Source organism: Vibrio sp. SCSIO 43137, assembly GCF_028201475.1.
Classification (GTDB): Bacteria; Pseudomonadota; Gammaproteobacteria; order Enterobacterales; family Vibrionaceae; genus Vibrio.
This window is the reverse complement of sequence record NZ_CP116384.1, coordinates 376,706-400,958: the sequence shown is the minus strand read 5'-3', so window position 1 is coordinate 400,958 and position 24,253 is coordinate 376,706. Positions and strand designations below refer to the sequence as shown.

The 24,253-nt window shown below is 44.0% G+C and carries 25 protein-coding genes; 8 read left to right on the top strand and 17 right to left on the bottom strand.

The genetic code is table 11. The features are described from left to right. Positions 1-65: 65 nt before the first annotated feature. The 6 genes from PK654_RS17595 to PK654_RS17570 all read right to left on the bottom strand — a co-directional run bounded on the left by PK654_RS17595 (position 66) and on the right by PK654_RS17570 (position 6,958). Entirely contained in the window at positions 66-887 is an 822-nt protein-coding gene (locus PK654_RS17595; RefSeq protein ID WP_271700353.1) for a phosphate ABC transporter substrate-binding protein, read from the bottom strand. A 244-nt stretch (positions 888-1,131) separates the two neighbouring features. Further along, positions 1,132-2,472 carry an MATE family efflux transporter gene (locus PK654_RS17590; RefSeq protein WP_271700351.1) on the bottom strand — a complete coding sequence of 447 codons (1,341 nt, stop codon included), beginning with the start codon at positions 2,470-2,472 and terminating at the stop codon, positions 1,132-1,134. Positions 2,473-2,530: 58 nt separating this feature from the next. Continuing rightward, positions 2,531-3,397 (bottom strand): AraC family transcriptional regulator, encoded by an 867-nt coding sequence (locus PK654_RS17585; protein WP_271700350.1) that lies wholly within the window; start codon positions 3,395-3,397, stop codon positions 2,531-2,533. A gap of 55 nt (positions 3,398-3,452) precedes the next feature. Then, positions 3,453-4,373: a LysR family transcriptional regulator gene (locus tag PK654_RS17580; protein WP_271700349.1), complete on the bottom strand. Its 921-nt coding sequence runs from the start codon at positions 4,371-4,373 to the stop codon at positions 3,453-3,455. Between the two features lie 68 nt (positions 4,374-4,441). Further along, complete coding sequence (locus PK654_RS17575; protein WP_271700347.1) at positions 4,442-5,854, bottom strand: YfcC family protein; 1,413 nt, start codon at positions 5,852-5,854, stop codon at positions 4,442-4,444. Between the two features lie 36 nt (positions 5,855-5,890). Then, entirely contained in the window at positions 5,891-6,958 is a 1,068-nt protein-coding gene (locus PK654_RS17570; RefSeq protein ID WP_271700346.1) for an alanine/ornithine racemase family PLP-dependent enzyme, read from the bottom strand. Between the two features lie 582 nt (positions 6,959-7,540). On the opposite strand from PK654_RS17570, the gene PK654_RS17565 reads away from it, so the two are divergent. Continuing rightward, entirely contained in the window at positions 7,541-8,380 is an 840-nt protein-coding gene (locus tag PK654_RS17565) for an isopenicillin N synthase family dioxygenase (protein ID WP_271700345.1), read from the top strand. Positions 8,381-8,440: 60 nt separating this feature from the next. Here the strand turns inward: PK654_RS17565 and PK654_RS17560 are convergent, their stop codons facing one another. Continuing rightward, a complete protein-coding gene (locus tag PK654_RS17560) occupies positions 8,441-8,938 on the bottom strand; it encodes a GNAT family N-acetyltransferase (RefSeq protein ID WP_271700343.1) in 498 nt (165 codons plus the stop codon). A 23-nt stretch (positions 8,939-8,961) separates the two neighbouring features. Then, complete coding sequence (locus PK654_RS17555) at positions 8,962-9,441, bottom strand: Lrp/AsnC family transcriptional regulator (RefSeq protein ID WP_271700341.1); 480 nt, start codon at positions 9,439-9,441, stop codon at positions 8,962-8,964. Positions 9,442-9,560: 119 nt separating this feature from the next. Here PK654_RS17555 and PK654_RS17550 point away from each other — a divergent pair, with 119 nt between their 5' ends. Continuing rightward, on the top strand, positions 9,561-10,160 hold the full coding sequence (locus PK654_RS17550) for a LysE family translocator (RefSeq protein ID WP_271700339.1): 600 nt from the start codon (positions 9,561-9,563) through the stop codon (positions 10,158-10,160). A 157-nt stretch (positions 10,161-10,317) separates the two neighbouring features. Further along, on the top strand, positions 10,318-12,171 hold the full coding sequence (locus PK654_RS17545; protein ID WP_271700338.1) for a sensor domain-containing diguanylate cyclase: 1,854 nt from the start codon (positions 10,318-10,320) through the stop codon (positions 12,169-12,171). 31 nt (positions 12,172-12,202) lie between these two features. On the opposite strand, the gene PK654_RS17540 is transcribed toward PK654_RS17545, so the two are convergent. Next, positions 12,203-12,676, bottom strand: a complete 474-nt coding sequence (locus tag PK654_RS17540; RefSeq protein ID WP_271700337.1) for a MarR family winged helix-turn-helix transcriptional regulator — start codon at positions 12,674-12,676, stop codon at positions 12,203-12,205. Positions 12,677-12,797: 121 nt separating this feature from the next. Between PK654_RS17540 and PK654_RS17535 the strand changes: the two genes are divergently transcribed. The 3 genes from PK654_RS17535 (at position 12,798) to sigZ (ending at position 14,866) form a co-directional block, all read left to right on the top strand. After that, complete coding sequence (locus PK654_RS17535) at positions 12,798-13,220, top strand: organic hydroperoxide resistance protein (RefSeq protein WP_271700336.1); 423 nt, start codon at positions 12,798-12,800, stop codon at positions 13,218-13,220. A gap of 232 nt (positions 13,221-13,452) precedes the next feature. After that, positions 13,453-14,142 (top strand): glutathione S-transferase family protein, encoded by a 690-nt coding sequence (locus PK654_RS17530; protein WP_271700335.1) that lies wholly within the window; start codon positions 13,453-13,455, stop codon positions 14,140-14,142. A gap of 181 nt (positions 14,143-14,323) precedes the next feature. Then, positions 14,324-14,866, top strand: a complete 543-nt coding sequence (gene sigZ / locus PK654_RS17525) for an RNA polymerase sigma factor SigZ (RefSeq protein WP_271700334.1) — start codon at positions 14,324-14,326, stop codon at positions 14,864-14,866. 18 nt (positions 14,867-14,884) lie between these two features. Here sigZ and PK654_RS17520 read toward each other — a convergent pair whose 3' ends face one another. Both PK654_RS17520 and PK654_RS17515 read right to left on the bottom strand, forming a co-directional pair. Beyond that, positions 14,885-15,283: a GFA family protein gene (locus tag PK654_RS17520; protein WP_271700332.1), complete on the bottom strand. Its 399-nt coding sequence runs from the start codon at positions 15,281-15,283 to the stop codon at positions 14,885-14,887. Between the two features lie 29 nt (positions 15,284-15,312). Next, entirely contained in the window at positions 15,313-15,762 is a 450-nt protein-coding gene (locus tag PK654_RS17515) for a GNAT family N-acetyltransferase (RefSeq protein ID WP_271700331.1), read from the bottom strand. 468 nt (positions 15,763-16,230) lie between these two features. Here PK654_RS17515 and PK654_RS17510 point away from each other — a divergent pair, with 468 nt between their 5' ends. Next, positions 16,231-16,917, top strand: coding sequence for an NYN domain-containing protein (locus tag PK654_RS17510; RefSeq protein ID WP_271700330.1), 687 nt, complete (start codon positions 16,231-16,233; stop codon positions 16,915-16,917). Positions 16,918-17,167: 250 nt separating this feature from the next. On the opposite strand, the gene PK654_RS17505 is transcribed toward PK654_RS17510, so the two are convergent. From PK654_RS17505 to PK654_RS17495, 3 genes are all read right to left on the bottom strand, one after another. Further along, entirely contained in the window at positions 17,168-17,653 is a 486-nt protein-coding gene (locus PK654_RS17505; protein ID WP_271700329.1) for a hypothetical protein, read from the bottom strand. Positions 17,654-17,872: 219 nt separating this feature from the next. Next, positions 17,873-18,562 (bottom strand): zinc metallopeptidase, encoded by a 690-nt coding sequence (locus PK654_RS17500; protein WP_271700327.1) that lies wholly within the window; start codon positions 18,560-18,562, stop codon positions 17,873-17,875. A 298-nt stretch (positions 18,563-18,860) separates the two neighbouring features. Beyond that, positions 18,861-20,618 carry a hypothetical protein gene (locus tag PK654_RS17495; RefSeq protein WP_271700325.1) on the bottom strand — a complete coding sequence of 586 codons (1,758 nt, stop codon included), beginning with the start codon at positions 20,616-20,618 and terminating at the stop codon, positions 18,861-18,863. A gap of 656 nt (positions 20,619-21,274) precedes the next feature. Here PK654_RS17495 and trpS point away from each other — a divergent pair. Further along, entirely contained in the window at positions 21,275-22,297 is a 1,023-nt protein-coding gene (gene trpS / locus PK654_RS17490; protein WP_271700324.1) for a tryptophan--tRNA ligase, read from the top strand. 364 nt (positions 22,298-22,661) lie between these two features. On the opposite strand, the gene PK654_RS17485 is transcribed toward trpS, so the two are convergent. The 3 genes from PK654_RS17485 to PK654_RS17475 form a co-directional block, all read right to left on the bottom strand. Beyond that, positions 22,662-23,504 (bottom strand): ion transporter, encoded by an 843-nt coding sequence (locus PK654_RS17485; protein ID WP_271700322.1) that lies wholly within the window; start codon positions 23,502-23,504, stop codon positions 22,662-22,664. A 217-nt stretch (positions 23,505-23,721) separates the two neighbouring features. Continuing rightward, a complete protein-coding gene (locus tag PK654_RS17480) occupies positions 23,722-23,991 on the bottom strand; it encodes a Txe/YoeB family addiction module toxin (RefSeq protein WP_271700320.1) in 270 nt (89 codons plus the stop codon). Continuing rightward, the gene (locus PK654_RS17475; RefSeq protein WP_271700319.1) at positions 23,984-24,238 is read right to left on the bottom strand and encodes a type II toxin-antitoxin system Phd/YefM family antitoxin; all 255 of its coding nucleotides are present in this window, start codon (positions 24,236-24,238) and stop codon (positions 23,984-23,986) included. The genes PK654_RS17480 and PK654_RS17475 overlap by 8 nt, the downstream gene beginning before the upstream one ends. Positions 24,239-24,253: the final 15 nt, after the last annotated feature.

Sequence of the window (24,253 nt, the reverse complement as noted above, 5' to 3'; positions counted from 1 at the left end):
ATAACAAATACAGAAAAATGCTCAGCCCTAAATAGGCGGGCTGAGCAATAGATTTAACGTTTAGATTAGTTAACTGAGATATAGCCTTTCTTCGCTACGATTGACTGAGCTTTTTCAGACAGCATCCAGTCCAGAAACTTCTGAGTTTCTGCGCTTGGCTTACCTTGCTTATAAAGAACCAGAAATGGACGGGCAACTTTATAGCTACCGTTTTTAACGTTGGCAACGGTCGCTTCGGTTCCGTCAATAGAGAGAGCGCTTACTGTAGAATCAACAGTACCCAGCGAGATATAACCGATAGCATACGGGTTTGAAGCTACGTTAGTTTTCAGGGCACCATTACCACTGGCAACTTGTGCACGTGGAGAGATTGCCGATACTTTTTTACCGGAAATCTTACGCTTAAGTTTCATGATGTCTTCAAATGCACCACGGGTACCTGAAGCCGTATCACGGGTAATAGCAACGATTGGCTTGTCTTCACCACCAACCTGTTTCCAGTTAGTGATTTCACCTTTGTAAATCGCCGTTACCTGCGCTGCTGTCAGAGCTTTAAGAGGGTTTTTCGGGTTAACCACAACGGCGATACCGTCGCGTGCTACCACTTCTTCAATCAGAGTCGTCTCTTTTTCAGAAGACTTAAGATTACGGGAAGACATACCAAGATCTGCAGAACCATTCTTCGCTGCTTTTACACCTGCTGATGACCCCGGACCCTGCACTTCAATAAACACATTACCGTTATTTTCCATATAGGTTTCAGCAAAAACTTCCATCAGTGGCGTAACACTTGAAGAACCTACAGCAGAGATGGTTTCTTTCGCTGAAACTGGCATTACTGATAGTGCACTAATAAGAGTGATAGCACCGATTACTGTCTTTTTCATTTCATTATCCTTTTGGCTTTATTGCCGACTATGTTTACTAGACGGGATAACTTTAGAATTTAAATATGACAGCTTTGTTTCATAAAATTGAATACTATATGACACTAATATTTGTGTGATTCATAGGCATAAAATCACACTTAAGTATTGATTGTTAAAGAAATAAACTCAATTACAGCAAGCAGAAGGTTAATTGCTTACTGTAATAAAAATGCAATAAGTAAGGGTAAATGTTACATGGAAATTAAGCCGGAACAGGTCGTCTCTCAGGGCTTTTCAAAAACTTGTAAAGAAAGAAAACACTCAGCAGAGCGGTTATTGTTTCCGCAAACAAGATACTTGACCAGATGCCGTTCTCGGGAAAAATTCCCGGCAAAAATAACACCCCGATAGCCACAAATACAAAGCCACGACCAAGTGAAATCACCGAAGAGTGCATTGGTTTAGCAATCGCCTGAAACAGATTAGCAATGACGATATTTAACCCCATCAGAGGAACCGCCATAAAGTAGAAAAACAGCGCCTTGGAAGACAACGCGACTAGGTCAAAGGAGTCATTCAGATAAAGCCGTGCGATCTGTTCTGAAGTGAGCCACACCGTCAGCAGAAACAGAACGCCACCACCCAGTGCAACATACAAGCCGAGCCACAAAATCTCATATACCCGCTTTATCTGACCTGCACCGTAGTTAAAGCTGATAATTGGCTGACAAGCCTGAGAGATACCCACCATGGTAAACAGGGCAAACACACCAACATTAGCCGTTAAACCGTAAGCGATAATGTAACTTTCACTAAAGCGGGTAAGCAGTACATAGTTAAACAATAGAACCGTCATAGCCGAGGTGATTTCGATAAAGAAGATTGGTGTACCTATCTTCAGAATCCGGCCTAACTGATCGAATCCCATTCCCTTAAGGTTAAATCTTAGCTGTCCACGCTTGCCGATAAAGTGAGACATCAAAATCGCTGCTATTACCAATTGCGCCAGACCAGTGGCAAATGCCGCTCCTTTCATTCCCCAGCCAAACTCAATCACAAAAAAGTAGTCAAGGATAAGGTTAACGATCGCACCTATAGACATGGCATAGGTCGCCAGCTTAGGGTTGGTGTCATTACGCACAAAACAGGAGAGCACCCACGCCAGAGAATAAAGTACGAAGAACAGCAACAGAGTAGAAAGGTAGTCGTTGGCCAGTTGCGCTATCTCTCCGCTTGCTCCCATCAGCAGTAAGATTTCATCAATCCAGACCAAGGCACTTACCACCAGCACGGTACTGATAATAGCGGTAAATAACATGGCCTGATTAAACAGAACCTGACCTATCTGTTTATTCCCCTTGCCAAACTCAATGGACATCAGAGAGGCACCACCGATACCAATCATCATAGAGACAGCAACAAACACGGAGAAAGCAGGAACAACAAGGGAAATGGCGCCAAGCCCCTGAGCTCCGACACCCTGACCAATAAACCAGGCATCGCCCATAATAAACAGTGATTTAATGATCATTCCTGTCAGGGCGGGTAAAAGGTACTGAAGAAAAGAACGATGAATAGGATCAGATTTAAGGTTAATACTCATAAAACAGGTAACAAAATAGCAGTTCAAAAAATGTATTATCTACACCACTCAATGCCACTTAAAGGGATAAAACCACTATTTTAGTGGTACTATCTGCACATCTTATTCTGAACTCCGCCGGTGACTCACCACTGCATTTACGATAAAAGCGACCGAAGTAAGAGGGGTCATCAAAACCCAGTTCCAGCGCAATGGCTTTTATGGTCTTGTCACTAAAAATCAGTTCGCGGTTAGCTTCCAATATAATTCTTTCATGAATATATTGAGTGACGGTTTTACCCAAGTACTTACGGGTAAGTTCGTTAAGACGCTTCCCCGTCAACGACAGTTTATCCGCATAGAACTGACATATTTTTTCGCTACGGTAGTATTGATCGACAAGTTCAACAAAGCGGGGAATACGACGATCACCAGTAAGGGAAGGCGCTCGTTCTTTAACAGAAAAGCGCAGCAGGTAACGTAGAAAACTGGTCAGCAGTGAAGAGACAATATCCCAGTCCGGCTCATGACGACCACACTCCTCTTCCATAAGCAGAAACAGAGGTTCCAGATAGGCATAACTGGCAGGGTCAAGATCAATATAGGGCTGAACGGACTGATAACGGCCAAACAGAGACTCCATCAATAGGTTATTGCGGTACTGATCCTCAAGAAAGTCCGTAGAAAAAACTATTAGCCTTACATGGTCACACATCTGACTAGAGTTATGTACCTGACCAGGTGAAATAGTAAAGATGCGGCCAAGCTTATTGGTATACTCAACAAAATCAATGCCCTGACTGCCTTTATCATCCAGACACCAGAGCAGCTCCCAGTAATTGTGACGATGGGGCTCGGCAAAAAAATCATCTGAGTCAGCAATAAGATCCAGCACCTTACACGGCTGATTTAAAGAGAGATCGACAGATTTTATCGCCTGAGTCATTTAGCGGTTACCATTTTTAGCGTCATTTATATATCCATCCGGTTGCATGCCAATATTAAGGCCTTTCACTGTCATTTTTCGAATGCGCTCTTAATAATTCCTGATAAAAGTTGGCTGAAGCAACGGATAGTTCACCTTCCTGTTTAGCAATGGTTAAATGGAAATCGGCCAGATAATCCAGCTTACTGGCGTTGATGGCAACCAACCTCTCCTGAACCAACCAGTTTTGCGCATAATGTGTCGGAAGATAGCCGATAAACTGACCCGACAAAATTAACTGAGCCGTAGCTTCCATATTGATACAGCTTGCCATATGCATAATATCGTCTTTCAGGCTTAATGGCGTCACCTTACGGGCTAATCCCCTTTCAACAACGGCAAAAGAGGCCAGATCTTTTCTGCACTTAATCTCTCCCTTACTCAGCACATCATGATCCGGGGTACAGTAAAGCCTCTGTTTTTCTGAAAAAAGATATCTGTAGTTCAGCCCCTGCCTTTGTATCTCCGATGACGTAATACCGATATCGGTTTTGCCGGAGATAAGCTGCTCCTCAATCTGCAGCGAATCCATAATATCAGTATCGAAACTGACATTAGGATACTTGCTACAAAAACACTGAATAGCCTGATAAACATAACACTCGGGGTTAGTGGCAATATTGTCCGTTAAAGCAAGTTTTACATGGCCTTGCTTAACTGAACGGATACTGTCGATAATATTTTCAAACTTTGCAATATCACTAAACAAGGTCGTACATGCTTCATAAACCTTATAACCATCATTGGTCAGCTTAAAGCCTCCCCTGCCTCGATGGCACAACTTCATATTAAGCCTCTGCTCCAGGTCATGCATCTTCTGACTGATGGACGACTGATGCATGTTCAACTTGGATTGTGCCGCTGAAAAACCACCTGATTCTACAATTTGAGCAAAGACTTTCAGCAGCTTGATATCAAAATCCGATGCTTTGTACATAAATAACCTCTAAAGAAAAATCCCTTTCCCCGCAGGGAAAAGGGATCTCATCGTAACTGACAATCAGATTACCACCCGGCGCTTACAGAAAGCATGACAGTATTTAACACAATAAAGAAAAGTACTAAAGGCATAATGAACCTTAACCACGCTCCGTAAGGTACACGCCCGATAGCAAGGCAGCCCATCAAAACTCCGTAAGTCGGTGTTACAAACAGAACGGTACCGATTCCGAACATATAAGCAGAAACAACTAACTCTCTTCCGGTATTGGCAAAGTCACTCAGTGGTGCCAGAATCGGCATAGTCATTACCGCCAGACCAGAAGTAGAGGAGACGATAAAGGCAAGTAACATCTCTATCCAGTAAACGGTATTTACAAAGATAACGGAGCTTTTTCCGGCAACCAGCTCTTCGCAATAGTGAAGAATGGTGTCGGTAATACTGCCGGCTTCCATAACAACAACAATCCCTCTGGCTACACCAATGATTAACGCCACACCAATAAGATCAGCTGCTCCGGCCACGAATGAGTCAATCAGCTCATCCTCTTTTAAGCGCCCGACTAAACCACAAACAATGGCCATAAAGATAAAAAGAGTGCTCATCTCCGCCATCCACCAACCGAGTGTAGACACTCCGTAAACCATGACAATAAAAGTGGCGGCAAAGAGAATGAGCACAAACTTTTGAGATAGAGTGAGTTCAGGAATATCTTCAACAGAAGAGGCATTGCCTAAAAAGTGCTGTTTGTTGGACTCGGCTAAATGAAAGGTTAGTGATTTTTGCGGATTGGCTTTTATTTTTTGGGCATATCTCATTACATAGGCACATCCGGCAACGAACGCAACAGCCAGCACAATAATCCGCACTGTCATCCCTTCAATAAAATCAATATCCGCAGCATTGGAGGCAATAACAGTACCAAACGGGTTAATAGTAGAACCCAGTGTCCCGATTCCGGAGCCTACAAAAATCACGGCGACAGCCACTAGGGGGTCAAATCCGGCCGCGATAAAAACCGGGATAAGCAGCCCGTAGAAGGCTAACGTCTCTTCAGCCATGTCGTAGGAAGTTCCGCCAAGACAAAACAGGAACATCAATATTGGAATCATCCAGATCTCCCGTCCCTTTAATCGTACCATCACACGGGCGATCCCTGTTTCTATCGCTCCCGTCTTAGTTACAACAGCCAGAAAGCCACCCACCATCAATACGAATAAACTGACGTCAATTGCACCCACTTCATAGCTGGAAGGATTGTAAAAACCAGAAATTGGCGCCATTAAAGTGTCAAAAAAGCCTTGTGGTGTTGCTTCCACAACCTGATAAGAACCGGGAACAGGCACTTCTCTGCCAAGTTGCTGGTTTTCAACTCTGTCGTACTGGCCGGCGGGAAGAATAAAAGTTAATATTGAAAATAGTGCTATTAATAATAGTAAAATAGTAAAGGTGTTGGGTATTTTATTTATTTTAATCATAGTAAATCCAAGTTCACGTTAATAAAAATCAATTACTCATACTAGAAATGATTTATTTATATATTCTGAAGTAATACATTGGAGAACACCTGAATAACCAAGCTCAAACTCAAGAATATCTCCAACACGATAATCAAATTCGCAATCATCCACATCGATAATTAAATGATCGCTACTGCCGCCAATAATAATAGCTTTCTGGTCAGTCGGAGATAGCTCATCGAAATTAACATCCTGCTTACCAACAGCACATATCGCACGTTTTCTTTCTCCCCTGTCGGTAAATATGGGGACGTTTCCAAACGCATCTAAAGCAGATGAATGTTCTGGTACCGAAGGCTTAATTTTGACTTCAATAATCTCAGCACTCAGGGTAAAAACATTCTGGCTAGTACCGGGGACAGGCTCGTCGTTTAAACCTATTCCCATCAGGATAGACGCCCCAAGACGCAACTGATTAACTCCATCGGGCAGCCCGCCGCTCATCATTAGCGGCAGCCCGGCAGAACTGGCACCAGAGATAACCGACAACTTGATATCATGTCGCTGCTCAATTTGTTTTGCTATGTTTACAAGTTCTTGCTGATTGGCACTGCTGGGTTCAACTCCGCCATAACAGGCAAGGTTCGCCCCGATACCTATAAGTTCAATATTAACTAAGCGAATGGCCAGTGATGCTAGCTCCAGAGTTGTTTCAACCTTAAATGATCCTTCCCTTAAATCACCAAGGTCATGCATAACAATAACTTTGTGGACTCTATTGTGACGTATAGCGGCTTCAGATAACGCAACAAGACTTTGGAATTCTGAATTTAAAGAGATATTGCTATACAGAATGACATCATCGGCTTCGCTTAATGCAGGTAACCTAAGAAGCATTTTTTCTACATTAATATTTTGTATTTTCTTTAAATTCTTTAATCGGGAATCAGCAACAATAGTTATGCCATTTTTTACTAATTCCTCAACAACTTCTGGTTGAGAGCCAACTAATTTTGTAACTGCAACGGGTTTAACACCATAATAATTGCAGGAGTCGATCAAAGCTGAAGCGTTTTTACCTATCTGATTTATTGACGCTGAGAGTTTAGGGTATTCAGACATAATGTTTATTTAATTGAATTGTTTTTTATATCTTCTTTTAATATCTTCAAATATAAAATAACGATTTCATTATGCTTACTTTATAAAAGCATAATGAAATTATTTATTTACAATTAATAAACAATTTTTCTAAAAGATAAACAGAAAAGTGCCGGTATTCATTACCAGAAATGTTAAGCAGCTTTCTGCAAACTGCTTAACTCCTGTCAAGTTCTTTAATCGCTTTAAAGAATCAATCCTATGCAGCATACAAACACAAGGAAAAGAGTGATCTCAATACTGCCAAGCCAGCTAAGTGAACGATTATACATAACGCCTCCTACAGCTATTCAGAAGCTATACGCTAGTGAGGTGAGCAAGATTGCCACATTACAATTACGCTAATTATTGAAGCAATAAGCCTGCCAGAAACACATGCTTTTCGTGCCGGATTATCGGCGGAACACATATAATTTCTGTTGAAATAGTTGCTATCTACACAATTTCCAATTTTGCCTTGCGATACATTTCATTAAAATTTGATTTACATTTTCCTCACTTTTACAATTCTTCATTCTAATAATTAGATATAGAAGTAAAGTCATGAAACTGGAAACCGTCGATTACCTTGCTGAAGATGCAGCAGAGCAGTTTGTTAAGTCACTAAAAGAGACTGGATTTGGTGTCCTTAAAAACCACCCGATCCCGAAAGAGCTTGTAGAGTCTATCTATAAGAACTGGTATGAGTTTTTCTCTTCAGAAAGAAAAAATGAGTTTCACTTTAACGTTGAAACACAAGACGGTTACTTCCCGCCGAGTGTTTCTGAAGTGGCCAAAGGCGCCAGTGTTAAAGATATTAAAGAGTATTACCACATCTACCCTTGGGGTCAGATCCCGCAAGAGCTAAAAGAAGAGATTCTTGAGTACTATCAGCGTGCCAGCGATTTTGCAGAAGAGCTGCTGAGCTGGGTAGAACAGCATGCACCAGCGGATGTTCAGGAGAAGTTTTCCATTGCACTGTCTGAGATGATCAACGGCAGCGATAAGACTCTGCTTCGTGTACTACATTACCCGCCGATGACAGGTGATGAAGAACCGGGAGCAATCCGTGCCGCCGCTCATGAAGATATCAACCTGCTAACAGTACTGCCTGCCGCTAACGAACCGGGGCTACAGGTAAAAACCAAAGAAGGTGACTGGCTGGATGTACCTTGTGACTTCGGTAACCTGATCATCAATATCGGTGACATGCTGCAGGAAGCATCTGGTGGTTACTACCCGAGCACCACTCACAGGGTAATTAACCCGACAGGTGAGCGTCAGGAACATTCGCGTATCTCACTACCGCTGTTCCTGCATCCAAAACCGGAAGTAGTACTGTCTGAGCGTTATACCGCGGACAGCTATCTGATGGAGCGTCTGCGCGAGCTGGGTGTTATCTAACACCCCTGTTAAATCGCAGCATACCAGAAACCAGCCACTTCAAAATTGGCTGGTTTTTTATTATAACTTCAGTTCAAAGCAGTCCAGAATCAAAGCTTCACCGTTAATCTTGATAGAAGACTTTTCTGTAGAAACCTTCTCAAAGTCTGACTTTTCCAAAACACGTGCTGAAGCAGGGTTACTCTTGGCGGCGGTCGCATTCAGCAAGGTCAGGCCTAACTCTTCCCGGGCAATGGTCTTTATCATCTTAACCGCCTGAGAAGCTACTCCCTTACCGGCCACTGATTCTGCAATCCGGTAACCAAGGCTTGCTTCACCATCTTCTACATCTATCAGGTTGATGCGGCCGACAATCTTCTCATCCTGAATAATCACAAAAAAGAAGCCACAACCCGCTTGCTGCTCCTTCACCAGATCCGAGATCACTGTGCGAAACGAGATCAGGTTCCGGTAGCTCGCCGGGCGCGCCGGCACAAACTTTTCAAACCAGAGTTTGTTTTGTTTCTCAAATTCAAACAACTCAGCAACATGCTTAGTACTAACAGGCTCAACTCTCATAAAACGGGCTCTTATCAGTTAAATTACAGAGGAACAAAACAGCTGTTTTTAATCTCTTTTACTGAGATATTCGAATGCAGCGCGCTCACGCCTTTAATGCGTCTGAGCTGGCTGATGCGCTCATAATACTCATCCAGATCCTTAGCAATAATCTGCACAATATAGTCAGCGCCACCAGCGATACAGTGGCAAATGGGAATCCAGTCCATTGATCCGACAAACTCCTCAAAGTTGTCGGTGTTCTCCATTTCATGACTTCCCAACGACACCAGAGTAAACCCCATCATGCTATAGCCCAGCTTTTTACGATCAAGCACCGCGGAGTACTCGCTGATATAACCGGACTCTTCCAGCCTTTTCCATCGTCTCCAACAGGGTGTCTCACTCAGGTTAACCTTGTCCGACAGCTTACTATTACTTATGCGTCCATCGTCCTGAATGTACCTGAGCATAGTCAAATCTGTCTCGTCCAGCACCTCAGTAGTGTTTTCTTTCCTTTCCATGGCGATTCCTGAAAGTATCTTTCTTTACATGTCGTTAACTTATCATATAAAGCAATTTAATTTCTGGCTATTTATTTAAACTGATCCTGACTCCTAACTGATTTCAACGGACTGTTTTCATGAGTAGCCAAATTATTCTCGCTTTCCTGTTTTTTTCTGTCTCTATGTCGCTGACCCCCGGAGCGGGCAACCTTGCTTTAATGGGTATCTCAAACCGGTATGGATTTCTGGCGGCATTGCCGTTTGTGGCAGGAACAGCATGTGGAGTATTGATCGTATTTAGCGGAACCAGCGCAGGACTTATCACTCTGTTAACGGATAACCCGCAACTGTACATGGCTCTTAAATATCTGGGGGCGGCTTATCTGCTGTATATTGCATGGGGAATCAGTCGTTCAACCATTGAAGATAACCAAAGTAGCGAAAACCGTTCCGGATTTATGTCGGGCACTCTGATTCAGGTACTCAACCCTAAGGCATGGATTGCAGCAATGACGGTATTCTCTCAGTTCACCAGCAACACAGGTGATTATCTGACTCAGGTGGTCACAATTACTACGGCATTTTTGCTGGTTATGACCCTCTGTACATTGGTTTGGGCTTATTTTGGCTCAGTGCTAAAACAGCTGCTGCGATCGCAGAAACAGATGCTTATTGTTAACCGTTGTCTGGGCTCGACATTAGCTGCCACTGTTTGTTTTATGTTAGTTCAGCCTTAATAGGCTTAAATAGCAGAAATAACCTCGTCTCCATCACCTTATAGTGAAAACGAACTGTTATTGCAGGGCAGAAGTTTGAATAAAAGTAGCGCAGCTATCTTAGTTATTAAGTAAACTACTAATATAATAATAACTTTATCACTGAGATGTCTGCAATTTGAAGCCTGAACAACAAAGCGCACCGCACGCTGGTTACAACAGCCGTAAAACCTACTTTTTACTGGTTTTCTACTTTGTAGGCTTTGGTTTCCTTGTCGCCCTGCTGACCTTCCTGATCGATTACCGGGTACAGGTGATGAGTATCGACAATGCACTGCATTCCCGTTATGAGCGCGATATGGAGTCAAAAAAGCAGTATTTCACTGTCTCTATTGCCTCTCTGGACGCCACTCTGGACTCTGTTACTCAAAACCCTATTACTCAAAGGTATCTGGCGAATCCGGATGATAAAAATCAGCAATTGCTGACGGAGCTGATGTTAAGCACCATTACCGCTGAACCAGAATATATGCAGGTGCGCCTGATTGGCTCTGACGGAAAAGAGTTAATCCGTATTGACAGAGATGGCAGCCGTAAACTGGTTACTGTCGCAGACGATAAGCTTCAGAACAAGTCTGAACGCTACTACTTTAAACAGGCTATAAAGAACCCTCTCAATAAGCACTGGTTTTCAAAACTTGATTTAAATGTTGAGAACGGAGTGATTGAACAACCTATCCGGCCGACAATACGGGCAGCAATTCCGGTAGAAATGAGTGACGATAAACGCGGGCTGTTTATTATTAATATTGATGTTACTGATATTCTCGATTTTCTGATCTTATCACCAGATTTTACTGTCTATCTGGCTGACGGTCATGGCGAAATACTCCACCATCCGGACGATCAGGTCGCGTGGAGTCGCTATCTGCAAGACAGAAAAGCGCCACATAACCCAGACCCGGATTTACATCAATACGAACTGTCACTGGAGCAGTGGCTGGGTAACAATGAGCAACTAAAACTGGTGTTCCAGCCAAGAGAATCACTGCTGGCACAGATATCTAAAAATAACGCCTCTACTGCGCTGATTATCGCCGGCATTGTTCTGTTGATCTCATTCCCGCTTTCATGGCTGATCGCCCTGCTTCCTGCCCGCCTGCAAGAGTCTTTGTCAGAAGCAAACAAAGAGCTGAAACGTAAAGGTCATAATCTGGATGAACACGTTATTTCCAGCCGTACCGATCCGAACGGGGTAATCACCCATGTAAGTGAACGCATGTGTGATATTTCTCAGTACAGCCGCAATGAGCTGATCGGCAAAAATCATAATGTACTCAAACATGGCGAAGCCAACTCAAAAGTGCATGCCAAACTCTGGGAAACCATTATCAACGGAGGAACATGGCAGGGAGAGTTTCATAATCAGACTAAGTCAGGCTCAGAGTACTGGCTGAAAAGTATTATCACGCCCGAATACGATCAGGATGGCTCACTAATTGGCTATATGCAGATAGCGCAGGAGATTTCCGCGCAGAAAAAGCTGGAATACTATTCCGTCACCGACGCCCTTACCCAGATATCCAACCGGCACAGAATTGATCGGGTGCTGACAGATGAAGTAAACCGCTTTAACCGCTACGGTCACGGGTTTTCCCTTATCCTTATTGATCTGGATTACTTTAAGTCCATCAATGATACATGGGGGCATCAGGCGGGAGACCAGACCCTGATCGACGTTGCCTCAGCGCTGAGCAACACCATCAGAAAAGTGGATTTTGTCGGCCGCTGGGGCGGCGAAGAGTTTCTGGTGGTCTGCCCGAGCACCGACTTAGCCGGAGCCTGTGAACTTGCAGAAAAACTGCGCAACACCATTCAGCAGTTATCCTTCAGCGAGCCCTATTCAACCTCCGCAAGTATGGGCGTAGTAACCTGCCAGAAAGGTGAATCAGGAAACCAACTGTTAAAACGGGCAGATCTGGCTCTGTATCAGGGCAAAGAGCAAGGGCGGAACCGGGTGATCACGGGGTGATTTCCTTAGCCATTACAGCTATAAAAATCCCCTAGTTCAGCTTATCCAGCACCTTTTCACACAGGGTTTTAAGGGTGATCAGCTCATCCAGCTCTAGGGTGATTTTGCAGGCCATAGCACCGGGTACGGATTTAGCTCGATCTTTAAGGGCTCTTCCCTGCTCTGTCAGGTTAAGAACCCGGACACGCTCATCTGTTTCGCTGCGTCCTCTGGTTACAAACCCTTTTGCTTCAAGCCTTTTCAGCAGCGGGGTAAGGGTGCCGGAATCCAGATGCAGACGTAAGCCAACTTCTTTTACGCTGGCACCATCCTGCTGCCACAACACCATCATCACCAGATACTGAGAATAAGTGAGATCCAGTTCGTCCAGCAGCGGACGGTAGGCACGGATCACCGCATTGGCGGCACTATAAAGGGGAAAACAGACCTGATTTTCCAGCAGTAACTGCTCATCCTGACTCAGTTTTTTACCGCTATCATCTTTTTCGTTATAACACGCGCTCATTGCCATGATCTCATAAAAATAAATAAATTGTGCACAATATAGTTGCAAACTAGTTTAACTTCGATATATGATTGCAAGCAATTCAATTGCACGCAATTTATTTTACAAAAGGAAAACGACTATGGCAGCTCTATACACAACTCAGGCAACAGCATTGGCAGGACGTAACGGTCAGGTAAAAACAGACGATGGTCTGCTGGATCTAGAACTTTCTTACCCGAAAGAGATGGGTGGAAGCGGTGCTGCAACTAACCCTGAACAACTATTTGCGGCTGGTTACTCCGCTTGTTTTTCTAACGCCCTGCTTCACGTTGCCCGTGAAGGCAAAGTAAAACTGACCAGTGCACCAGTGACTGCTGAAGTGGGTATCGGCCCGAACGAACAAGGTGGTTTTGCTCTTACTGTCAGCCTTGCAGTTGAGCTGGAACTGCCACAGGAACAAGCGCTGGAACTTACCCGTGTTGCTCATCAGGTTTGCCCTTACTCAAACGCAGTACGCGGCAATATCGATGTTCAGGTTACGGTAAACGGCGAAGCTATCTAATCTGCCCTAACCTGCCTTAAGCGGCACCCTACAAGGTGCCGTTTCTTTTGTCTGTTTATCTATTCCCCGTCCTTTTCACATTCACCGCACCACTTCTCTTCGTTATTTAACTTTCTTCACTTTTTTCAGAAAACTTTCGTCTTTTTCCATCGGCCTTCGTCTTACTGGTGTAAATAGCAAAATGAGCTTAAAAGCTAAAACGAGCGTAAAAGTTAAACCGAGGAGAAAACATATGTTAAAAATAGTCAGCTTTACTATCTGTCCTTTTGTTCAGCGGGTGACTGCGGCACTGGAAGCAAAGCAGGTTCCCTACCAAATCGAATACATCAGCCTGAAAGAAATGCCTCAGTGGTTCCTCGACATATCACCACACGGACAGGTGCCTCTGCTGATTACAGAAAACGGAACCACGCTGTTTGAATCCGATGCCATCATTGAGTACATACAAGATGAGTACGGTGCACTGGAAGAGGTGAGCAATGAACAACGTGCCATAGACAGGGCATGGAGCTATATGGCTTCTAAAAACTACTTAGCGCAATGCGGTACCATGGGCAGCAAAGACAAAGCTACCTTTGAACAGCGCGAAGCCAAGCTAAGAAACGTGTTTGAGAAAGCAGAAAAGCAGTTATCGTCATCATCGCGATTCTTTAATTCAGATAACCTGAGCAATGTGGATATTGCCTGGCTGCCTCTGCTGCATCGTGCTGCTATAGTAAAAGAGCACTCAGGTTTCGATATGCTGTGCGGCCTTCCAAAAGCTCAGGCTTGGCAGAAAGCATTGCTAGATACTGGATTGGCGGAAAAATCTGTTGCTGCAGATTTTCATCAGAAGTTTAAAGACTTCTACCTGACCAATACTTTTCTTGCAGATGGTAAGGATATTGAAACCTCTGCCTGTAAATCAGGTAGCTGTTGCTAACTAACGGTTTATCAGTATATACAAACGTGGCAGATATCGAACACAAACACGCATAACCCCATCCGTGGGGCTCCGCCTCGTCATCCCTGCAGGGGAGGGTTTGCTCATCAATATCTGCCTGTATTACTCAGGTGCCTGAACGGGCACCTTTTATCCGTCAAAATAAGGTGATTCGACAAAGGTGAATGTAGAAAATATCTGGCACGAGTATCAGGGCAGCCTGAAACGGTTTTTGCAGAAGAACATCTCCGATCCGGACGATGTGGACGACCTATTGCAGGAAGTATTAATCAAAAGCTACAACAACCTGCCCAAGCTACGCGACAGTAAAAAACTTAAATCATGGCTGTTTCAGATTGCTAGTAACACCATTCGAGACTTCTACCGCAGGAAGAAGCCTAACCTAGATTTAGAGCCAGAGAATTTATGGTATGAAGAGGCAGAATTGCAGGCATCACAGCAGTTATCGGATTGCATAGTTCCCTTTATCAGCGCCCTGCCAAAAGCTGATGCCGACCTGCTTACCGCTATAGAAATCAACGGGGTTTCACAGAAAGAGTACGCTGAAACAAGCGGGATAAACTACTCAACCCTTAAATCGCGGGTTCAAAAAAGCCGTCAGGCACTCTACGCTCTGTTTGACCAGTGCTGCACCTTCTCTATCGACAGCCGGGGAAATGTTTATCAGTTTCAAAGCAAAAAGCAGGGCTGCGGGCGTTGTTAACTAGCAAGGGTAATAGCTTTAGCTACGATCTGACGGGTGATTAATACCGTCACTTGTGACAATGTCACCTAAATCAAACGGGTTAACCCCTTCTAAGCATCCTAAGTTAAAACCGTATTCATCGGGATTGGAGCGGCGCTGGTGATGGGTGTAAATACCGCAATTGGAGCAGAAGTAATGTCTGGCGGTGTGAGTATTGAACTGATAAAGCTTTAGGAAGTCATGCCCCTTCACTATCTTAATGCCATCCAGATTTACCGAACCGACAATCGCACCTTTGCGTCGGCAGATTGAACAGTCACAACGGCGCGGGTTCTCAATTCCTTTAGGCAAGTGAAGCTCCAGTTCCACCTCACCACAATGACAGCTTGATTTGTGATATTCCCTGATTTGTGTATTACCAACTTGTTTGATCATATCCTTAATCCTCTGTTGATTATCTATCACTAGCCGGAGCGCATAATAAGCTCGTTCCCCTGTTGTTCCTGCACAGTAAAACCGGCAAGTTTGTAGCTTTTGATTGCTGAAGTATTGTCCCTGTAGACGGTTAACTCAAGTGGCTTGCTACTGGTTTCTAACGCCAGTTCCAGTAACTTGCCAGCAATACCTTTTCCTCTGGCTGAAGCTGAGACATACATCTGAATTACCTTGTTATGCCCATCGTCCGCAGACACGATTCCACAAAGGCCGGCTAAGCCATCCTGAGTAAATGCGCCAAGCATTATGTTCTCAGCACTGCCCTGCTCTATCTGCTGCTGAAAAAACAGCTTCTCCAGCTTTGACTGAGCCTGATAATCAGCGCCAAAACACTCAGGATAAAGCCGCAAGCTTTCAAGCCTGATTTGGCGGTACTGCAAGCTCTCTTCCGGCTTAATTCTGCGGCAGATAAACTCCATTTAGCCCTACTTATTAACTGGTTATTTTGCTTAATTTTCAAAAGGTTCGAATAGTTAACGTTAGTCGGTTGTAGGGGATTGTGCAAGGTGGGGGTTATATCCCTATTGTTCCTCACGCTCCAGCGTGGGAATGGGTACTGGAGTTTGTCGCTCCTTTGGGGCTATGTATTGTGCCCCCAAAATTCCAAGCGTCAAAAATCACTCTTAAGTACTTAATGTGTGCCCCCAGGATCTCAAATCAGATCCCACACAAAACTTCTTAGAGTTTCAAATTGTAATCTATATCATCTCCATCCGTTGATTAAATGAAGACCGTTATTTTTGTAAACATACTTGCAACATATTCTGAGATTAGGCTAAGGTGTTTATATAAAGATATGAAAGCACCTCAAACATACAGCCTTTGGCGACTCCTCCCACAATACGGGAAGTGACGACCCAAGGGCTTTTTCATTTATGAGGTCTAACATGTCCCGTAGAACAGTCGCTATTTTTGTCGACGCAGGTTTTTTCAACCGCATATTTACTTCTCATATTGATCCAGATATGAATATGAATCCAGAGAAACTTGCCAAAGAAATGTGGCACTACTGGATCAAGCACGTAGATAGAAATAACGGTGAAGAGTTGTACCGTATATACTTCTATGACTGCCCTCCTTTAGATCAAAAAGCACATCACCCGATTACGAACAAGCTAATTGACTTCACAAAAAGTGATATCAAAAAATACAAGAACGCACTACATGAAGCTTTAACACACCAACCATATGTTGCATGTAGAATGGGACACTTGAGCACTATCGACAAAGAGTGGGGCTTTATCCGCAAGGATATAATTCATAACTTCAATAAATTAATTCGTGGTGAAGTAGACCCTAAAGATATCGACCCAAATAATGTCTCGTTACGTCCACGCCAAAAAGGCGTTGATATGAAACTTGGAGTAGATATAACTAGCGTAGTATTAAAAAAACTAGCTAACAAAATTGTTTTGATTTCTGGCGATAGCGACTTTGTGCCTGCTGCAAAGTTAGCTCGCATTGAAGGCGCTCATTTCATATTAGATGCTATGGGGAGGAGCGTAAAAGGGGATTTAGCTGAGCATATTGACGGCTTAAAAACCTTTGTAAACCATTTAAAGCCAAAGAAATAAACTATTTAAAGAACTATCCTGTTCCTCATTTTTATACGCAGCATAACGCTTCAAGTGTTAAGGATAAAGTCTTCGACTTGCTGATAGAAATCAGGCAGAGGTTGTTTAGATCGGGTTTCGCAGTCTATTGGCAAGTTGTATAGAGGTATGTATCTGTTGGTTTTGGGTTGAGTTTAGGCTTTAAAACCAGCTCCGATATACACTCCCACGCATAGCATGGGAGCGAGGGTATATCAGTCCTTCATTGTGTTTACAAGCATTGCGCCATCGCATTCACTCTATTTATATCCATAACTCCATGCTTGCTAATAGCAGACATTGCACTCTGGAACTGCTGGAAGTTATTGATTAGTCCGTGCGCCTGCATCATCTGAACAGCATAACAATCTGCATTTCGTTCCTGCATCGGGCTATTTAATCCAACGCCCATAGGAAGAGCCACATGAGCGCACTCATGATATACGGTAAATAAAGCCCCTAACGGAGACAATGAGTTCATAAACTGGGGGGACAGAGAAATGCGATATCCCATACCAGGAACAAAATCTGCCCGTGCACCACCAAGTTGAATGGCTGCTTGGGCTGATTGAGGGTCATCAAAAAATGGAACTTGCTGTCCATTTGATGCCGTACAACTTATAGGTACACCATGGACAAAAATCTGATAATAAGGGTTAGACAGTGAGCTAAAGCTCATTAGGTACAAAACAGCACCAAGTATTAGTTTAATTTTCATTCTAATGTCTCCTAGCTAAGTGACCTTAGAAGTTTAGTAGACTATCTAATTTCTCGTATACATATACCGAGTTAAGGAGAGATCGCGTCAGTTCGTCGATGATTGGAAGCCTGCCCGTTATATTACTAAACCAGAATGTAACGGGTCAGCTTATATATGGAAATGTACCGTTTAAGCTTAATGGCACAGCACTCGCTAGCCTCTGGGATAAAGCAGTTGCTACCGACGTAACACTGCTATCCATCGGCCTAAGTTTAACAAGCTGGTCAGCGATGCAGCGACATAGGTCAGCGCCGCTGCCTTGAGAATTTTCTCTGCATGCTTCAGGTCACCATCGTGCAGATAGCCACCTTCCTTCAGCATCGGTAACGCCTTACCATAACTGGCATCGAACTCAACCGGAAGGGTTACTAGGTGCACCAAGGTACCTAGTGCGATTGAAACAACACCAATCACTATCATTAGAGCTCCCGCCTGTGGCAGACGAGTTAGCATCAGGACAATGGGGGCAGCCACCAGCATCATGCCGGCAATACGTTCGCCGACCACGGCAGCTTTCACCAGTTTCTGCCGCGTCAGGAACAATGCGTCGCTACGTGAGTCCTGAATGGCATGCCCTACTTCATGTGCGGCCACGGTCACCGCAGTCAGGGAGTAGCCTGAATAATTGTCTGGCGTCAGACGTACTGCCTTGGCGACTGGATCATAGTGATCACCGACAGAAGTCTCCTCTACCCCGACATCGTCCAGACCGAAGCGATCCAGCAGGTGACGCGCAAGTTCAGCGCCACTTCCCTGCTCGCGATAACGATCAGCCGGTTGTCTGTACTTTTCCATCACATGTTTGACCCACAGGCTGGGCAGGAACACGCATAGCGCGATTATGAGTAATAGGACTATCCAGAACATTTAAATCAATATGTATTGAGCAATTGTGTGACTAGTAAACACTGTACGCATAGAAATGAAAAGCAAATGCTTGCCAAAATTTTAATCAACCAATCATAAGCGACTAAAAAATACAGCGCGTATAACTCGTTTAAACTGCGGTATACACTGCCATATCAAGAAGCACCGGAGCGAGTGCGGAGGAAGATCCCAAGCTTAATCAGTCTTGTTCTGTCTATGCCTTTCGCCCGAAAGGCGAGTTACAAAATAGTGGAGAGGAAGCCAGCGACTCCCATCACTGGCTTGTTACTGGCAGTACTTAGTTTGTTACTTTTTGCTCAGCCTGAGGTTTTAAGAATGGGGCAACGTCATCAGCAGAAGAATTGCCTCCACTCGAAGCCCTTCCCCATGTAATCACATCACCGTCAAGTGTAACCGCAGCAAAAGCGTAACGATTCGGGTAGACATTTTGAATATTCTTCAACTTCTCTTTTGTCTCGTCGTCGATATACGCACCATAGTCACCGGACACTTCCCCAGTCGCATCGTTACGTTCATCTAACCCCCAAACCGCCAGCGTTCCATCAGATTTAAGAGCGACATAGGCGGCTTCATTAGTGAAAATGCTATCAACATTCTGTAGTTCTGCCGGCATAGGTATGCTGTTATCTATATGATGATAACCCCAGTCGACATAAGAGCCGTCTTCTTTCAAAGCCACATAGCCTAGTCCCCAGGCGCTATAGATCTCCTTAATATTAGTGAGCTCACCGGCACCTGAGCTATCTCCGCCAGTATCCGGGGCTCCCCATGCAACAGCATTTCCATCAATATCTAACGCAACAAAAGTATTGTCAGTTGTATAGATTTGCTTAATTTCCTTTAACCTCTCCAGTTCAGCCGTTGGTTCAGAGCCGCCGTAATTCACATCCCCCCAGGCAACCACCTTTCCGTTACTCACAGCGGCATAGGCCCGACTAAATATTGGTGAGGCGACAATATCAGTCACATTGATTACGGGAACATTGGCGTTGTTATGATTAATATCACCACCTTTATCCTCATCTCCCCATGCAACAGCATTGCCATTTATATCTACAGCCGCCATAGCATTGTGCGACGGATAAAGCTGCTTAATTTTTGGCAGCGATTTATCTTCTTCTAGGGTTTGGGAAAAACGGCTGTCTCCCCAGGTCACCACACTACCATCGTCTTTTAAAGCGGCGTAACCACCTTGTCTCACTGCTGCGATATCGACAACTCCACTTTTTAGTAACTCGGCTTTATCTGCAGGAATTTCGCCACCCAGCCCCCTATGAGTACCTTGCTCAGTCGGGTCCCCCCATGCAATAACACCACCTTTATCATTAATCACAGCCATAGAGAAACTGTTACTGGTAACCGATTTGATGTTGTTTAACTGGTCTCTGACATTGCTGGCATCACCACCGTGAGTTTGCCTGCCAAATACAGTCACTGAGTCGTCACTCTTAGTGATTGCAATAGCAAGTGAGGCCATATGTACCGATTTGATATTACTCAGGATCTCTTGGCCGTTCAGGCTGGTATCACCACCTCTTCGTTCATCGCCCCATACCACACCACTGCCATCGCTCCTCAAGGCAAAAAACGTCTCACCATCTCCGGCTCCAGCAGCCAGAATTTCTTTCACCATGGCTGAAGGCCGGTACTCAACCATTGCAGGCTGACTAGCTTCCTTATGATTAGCAATTAAACGTACTGGTTTAGCGTATTCATGGCGATTAGGAGCATACCGCTCACCACTGTATGATGCATCGGCTTCTCCGTCGAAAGTGCCATCCTCATCCATATCGATTTGCCATGTATAGGTGAAGTTTTGATTGCTACATTCACTGCATTTTGCCTCTGCGTAAGGTTTTTCCTCATCTAGTTTTAGGTAAGATTCTTCTCCATACCAGAAACCAATTTTTTGAACTTCCTCAATGCTTACAGAAGCACCAGAGCCCGAGCCACAACCTGTCAGGCTTAAGCCTAAAGCGGCAGCAATAGAAATGCTTAATATGTGTTTTTTATTGGGTTTTACGAAATGATTCATCTGTTAGGTACCTAATAGTAAAGTGAACTGAATTAGGCCAGATAGGCCAGATAGGCCAGATAGGCCAGTATTCAAATTCAGTAGATTGATTAGGTAAACCTTTAATTAATAAGGTATTACTGGTGATTCCTCAGGGGTAATTTTCGTTAACGTATTAATAAATTAATGGGGTAGATTTGGATAACAATGTCCGCAGAAGTTCTAAGTTTTGCTATGCAAAAGAAGCTCTGGTATACACTCCCACGTAAAACATGGGAGCGAGTACAGAGGGAGCTCCCAAGCTTAATCAGTTTTGTCGTGTCTGAGTCTTTTCTCAGAAAAGCAGATTCAAAAAAGTAGCCCTATGATTAGATAATTACCCCTATTCAAATCATCATGTGATGCGAATAGACCATTTATTCAAATCACAATTTGATTCGAATAAGAACAGTATTCATGTCATTAAAAAACAGCCTTTCAGATATCAGGGTTGAGTTTAAAACTTATTATTGTTAGCCTGAATGAATGAAACCTATCTCAACACCTTCATCATTTTTCTTTTGGTGGCGCTCTAACTAGAGCGGCACGGAATTCTCACATTCTTAAGCTGCTGGAAGGTAGCTAAGACTGTGTTCTCATTATCTCCAGTAGCGATCTATTTATCAGGAGATAAAACCATGAACACTAATCAAACCATTGATAAAAAAGAAACTATTTTAACTGGTGACAGAGCCACAGGTCCGTTGCATCTCGGCCATTATGTTGGTTCGCTAAAGCAGCGTGTCGCTTTGCAGCATGTTCACGACCAGACTATTCTTGTTGCTGACATGCAGGGCCTGACAGACAACGCTCACAATCCATCCAAGGTCTCTTCCAATATCCTTAATGTCGTTGCAGATTATCTAGCAGCAGGCATCGACCCGGCTAAAACAACGATTTGTCTCCAGTCCCAGTTGCCAGCATTGGCTGAACTAACCATGTATTACAGCAACCTTGTGACAATAGCGCGCCTAGAGCGAAACCCAACGGTGAAAAGTGAGATTCAGAATAAAGGCTTTGAACGCTCGATCCCTGCTGGTTTTTTGACATATCCCATTTCTCAGGCCGCCGACATCACAGGTTTTAATGCGACTCTGGTTCCTGTCGGGGATGATCAATTGCCGATGCTTGAGCAGACCAATGAGATTGTCAGGAAGATAAATTCCCTTGCAGGAAAAACCGTTCTTAATGAATGCCGCCCGTTACTCAGTAATGCTTCACGTCTGCCTAGCACGGACGGAAAGAACAAGATGTCAAAATCAATGGGCAATGCGATCAACCTTGGTTCATCCCCAAAGGAGATCAGTGCTGCGGTAAAATCCATGTATACCGACCCAAATCACCTGAAAATTGAAGATCCGGGTTGTATCGAAGGCAATGTTGTTTTCACCTATCTTGATGCCTTTCATCCGGATTCAGACTATATCACTCAGTTAAAGGAGCACTACCAACGCGGCGGTCTTGGTGACGGAACGACCAAGAAAGTCCTTGAAGAGTGCCTGCAAGAACTGCTTCGCCCTATCCGGACAAAAAGAGCTGAATTATTAGATGATAAAGCCCATTTAATCGACGTTTTGGCAAAGGGAAGCCAGATATCGAGAGAGAAAACTGAAAAGGTACTTTTCGATGTCAAAGATATCTTCGGACTAAACATCCTCTGAACAGACCAAGCTTCGGGAGACTCAACTCAAACTGACAAGTTGTGCTCCCGAAGTAAACCGTGTTGATATGTAATATCCATCGGTAAATTTATACTCCGGTATACCCTCCCACGTAAAACATGGGAGCGATCGCTTCCAAGCTCAATCAGTTTTGTCGTGTCTGAGCCTTTCACCAGAAAGGCGAGTTACAAAACGTTCACAAAGAAGCCCGAAGCAACAGAGAAAACCAACGGCTCTTTTGGTTACTTTTGCAGCTGTTGGCAAAAGTCACTCGCCCTGTTTTTTTGCAAAAAGATGGGCGAAACCCAAAGGCGGGTCAGAATGACAAATTCAAACCAATGTCCGACAACAAAACTAAGCTCTGCTATCCCGCCTTCTGCTGCTTTAACAGCGCCTTAATCTCTGCCATTTCCTTCTGCAAAGACTCAACCTGTTTATAGGTGGCAATACTCTGTATCGACTCATACTCACCTGACACTATCGGTGAGTCAGACTCTTGATCCTGCTCGGCTAATGCATGCTCAGCCGTCATGGTCTCTATCACCACACCGATCATCATATTCAGAAATACAAAGGCCGTCAGGAAGATAAAGGTCAGATAATAAATCCAGCTCATGGGGTAAACCGCCATGGTCTCGTACATTACGTCTGTCCAGTCTTCAAAGGTCGCCACTCGGAACAGAGTCAGCATAGAGATGGAAACATCGCCCCACAGCACATCGTTAATTCCTGAGAAAACCAGACTGCCAACCACCGCGTACATATAGAAAATAATAAACATCAATACCGCGATATAGCCCATCTTGGGAATCGCTTTAAACAGGGCATTGATCAGTAATTTAAGCTGAGGCACCGCCGAGACCAGACGCAGCACACGGAACACCCGAAGCAATCGCGCAATAAGTATGCCCTGCCCGCCCGCAGGCACTAAGCTGCCAATAACGATAATGGAATCAAACCAATTCCAGCCGCTTTTAAAGAAGTCCAGCTTATGCCGGTAAGAGAAAAACTTAATAACAATCTCAACCAGAAAAAACAGCAAGATAAACTGATCCAGCCAATGAATAGCTGCCTGTACACCACTGGGTAGTTCGAAAGTATTGGCGCCAATAGAAAGAGCCGCCAGCACAATAACCACAACCGTGAAGGCCTGAAAATACTTGTTGTTATTTATGGCAGTTAAGCGAACGTGCAATGAAGAAATCATTGATATAAATCCTTTTATTACTAATTCAAATCCAGAATGATTAGCTTGTCCGGTTAAATAGTATAACGGGTGGACAGAAATTGTTGAGAGGTTTTATCAGGTAACCAGAGCTGTACCATAAGGAATGAAACCTATGCACCACAATGAGTGTAAAGATGCCAAGCGTTGGGAGCCGCTCTTAACTGCTTGGCCAGATACCAGAATGATCAAATCTATTTTAGTAATGATAACGGCACGAAATAATGGTTATTGCTTGCTCATCAACCACATAAACAAGCCTATTCGTATCATCAATGCGACGAGACCAGAATCCCGAAAGGTTCTCTTTTAACGGTTCGGGTTTACCTATTCCCTCAAAAGGAGAACGTTTCACGTCATTAATTAGCTTGTTTATACGTTTTAGTGTTTTCTTGTCTTGAGTTTGCCAATACAAGTAGTCATCCCAGGCGTCGTCAGTCCACGATAACAAACGTTGACGACTACTCATCAATTAACTCTCGGGCTGTTGTTTTTCCAGCACGGTACTGCTCTATCGAACGATTCAGATGTTCTGCATTTTGAGGAGAACGGAGTAAGTGAACCGTCTCCATAAGACTGTTGTAGTAGTCTAACGACATAACTACGGCATCTTCAGAATCACGACGAGTAATGACTGTTGTATCAGCATCATTCACTACACCGTCCAAAACAGCTTTAAGCCCATTTCTTGCTTCAGTAAAAGATACTATTCTCATAACAAACTCCACATG

Excerpts from the sequence above, each read along its gene's own strand:
- PK654_RS17595 (WP_271700353.1), bottom strand. The coding sequence starts at position 887 with ATGAAAAAGACAGTAATCGGTGCTATCACTCTTATTAGTGCACTATCA.
- PK654_RS17590 (WP_271700351.1), bottom strand. The coding sequence starts at position 2,472 with ATGAGTATTAACCTTAAATCTGATCCTATTCATCGTTCTTTTCTTCAG.
- PK654_RS17585 (WP_271700350.1), bottom strand. The coding sequence starts at position 3,397 with ATGACTCAGGCGATAAAATCTGTCGATCTCTCTTTAAATCAGCCGTGT.
- PK654_RS17580 (WP_271700349.1), bottom strand. The coding sequence starts at position 4,373 with ATGTACAAAGCATCGGATTTTGATATCAAGCTGCTGAAAGTCTTTGCT.
- PK654_RS17575 (WP_271700347.1), bottom strand. The coding sequence starts at position 5,854 with ATGATTAAAATAAATAAAATACCCAACACCTTTACTATTTTACTATTA.
- PK654_RS17570 (WP_271700346.1), bottom strand. The coding sequence starts at position 6,958 with ATGTCTGAATACCCTAAACTCTCAGCGTCAATAAATCAGATAGGTAAA.
- PK654_RS17565 (WP_271700345.1), top strand. The coding sequence starts at position 7,541 with ATGAAACTGGAAACCGTCGATTACCTTGCTGAAGATGCAGCAGAGCAG.
- PK654_RS17560 (WP_271700343.1), bottom strand. The coding sequence starts at position 8,938 with ATGAGAGTTGAGCCTGTTAGTACTAAGCATGTTGCTGAGTTGTTTGAA.
- PK654_RS17555 (WP_271700341.1), bottom strand. The coding sequence starts at position 9,441 with ATGGAAAGGAAAGAAAACACTACTGAGGTGCTGGACGAGACAGATTTG.
- PK654_RS17550 (WP_271700339.1), top strand. The coding sequence starts at position 9,561 with ATGAGTAGCCAAATTATTCTCGCTTTCCTGTTTTTTTCTGTCTCTATG.
- PK654_RS17540 (WP_271700337.1), bottom strand. The coding sequence starts at position 12,676 with ATGAGCGCGTGTTATAACGAAAAAGATGATAGCGGTAAAAAACTGAGT.
- PK654_RS17535 (WP_271700336.1), top strand. The coding sequence starts at position 12,798 with ATGGCAGCTCTATACACAACTCAGGCAACAGCATTGGCAGGACGTAAC.
- PK654_RS17530 (WP_271700335.1), top strand. The coding sequence starts at position 13,453 with ATGTTAAAAATAGTCAGCTTTACTATCTGTCCTTTTGTTCAGCGGGTG.
- PK654_RS17520 (WP_271700332.1), bottom strand. The coding sequence starts at position 15,283 with ATGATCAAACAAGTTGGTAATACACAAATCAGGGAATATCACAAATCA.
- PK654_RS17515 (WP_271700331.1), bottom strand. The coding sequence starts at position 15,762 with ATGGAGTTTATCTGCCGCAGAATTAAGCCGGAAGAGAGCTTGCAGTAC.
- PK654_RS17510 (WP_271700330.1), top strand. The coding sequence starts at position 16,231 with ATGTCCCGTAGAACAGTCGCTATTTTTGTCGACGCAGGTTTTTTCAAC.
- PK654_RS17505 (WP_271700329.1), bottom strand. The coding sequence starts at position 17,653 with ATGAAAATTAAACTAATACTTGGTGCTGTTTTGTACCTAATGAGCTTT.
- PK654_RS17500 (WP_271700327.1), bottom strand. The coding sequence starts at position 18,562 with ATGTTCTGGATAGTCCTATTACTCATAATCGCGCTATGCGTGTTCCTG.
- PK654_RS17495 (WP_271700325.1), bottom strand. The coding sequence starts at position 20,618 with ATGAATCATTTCGTAAAACCCAATAAAAAACACATATTAAGCATTTCT.
- trpS (WP_271700324.1), top strand. The coding sequence starts at position 21,275 with ATGAACACTAATCAAACCATTGATAAAAAAGAAACTATTTTAACTGGT.
- PK654_RS17485 (WP_271700322.1), bottom strand. The coding sequence starts at position 23,504 with ATGATTTCTTCATTGCACGTTCGCTTAACTGCCATAAATAACAACAAG.
- PK654_RS17480 (WP_271700320.1), bottom strand. The coding sequence starts at position 23,991 with ATGAGTAGTCGTCAACGTTTGTTATCGTGGACTGACGACGCCTGGGAT.
- PK654_RS17475 (WP_271700319.1), bottom strand. The coding sequence starts at position 24,238 with ATGAGAATAGTATCTTTTACTGAAGCAAGAAATGGGCTTAAAGCTGTT.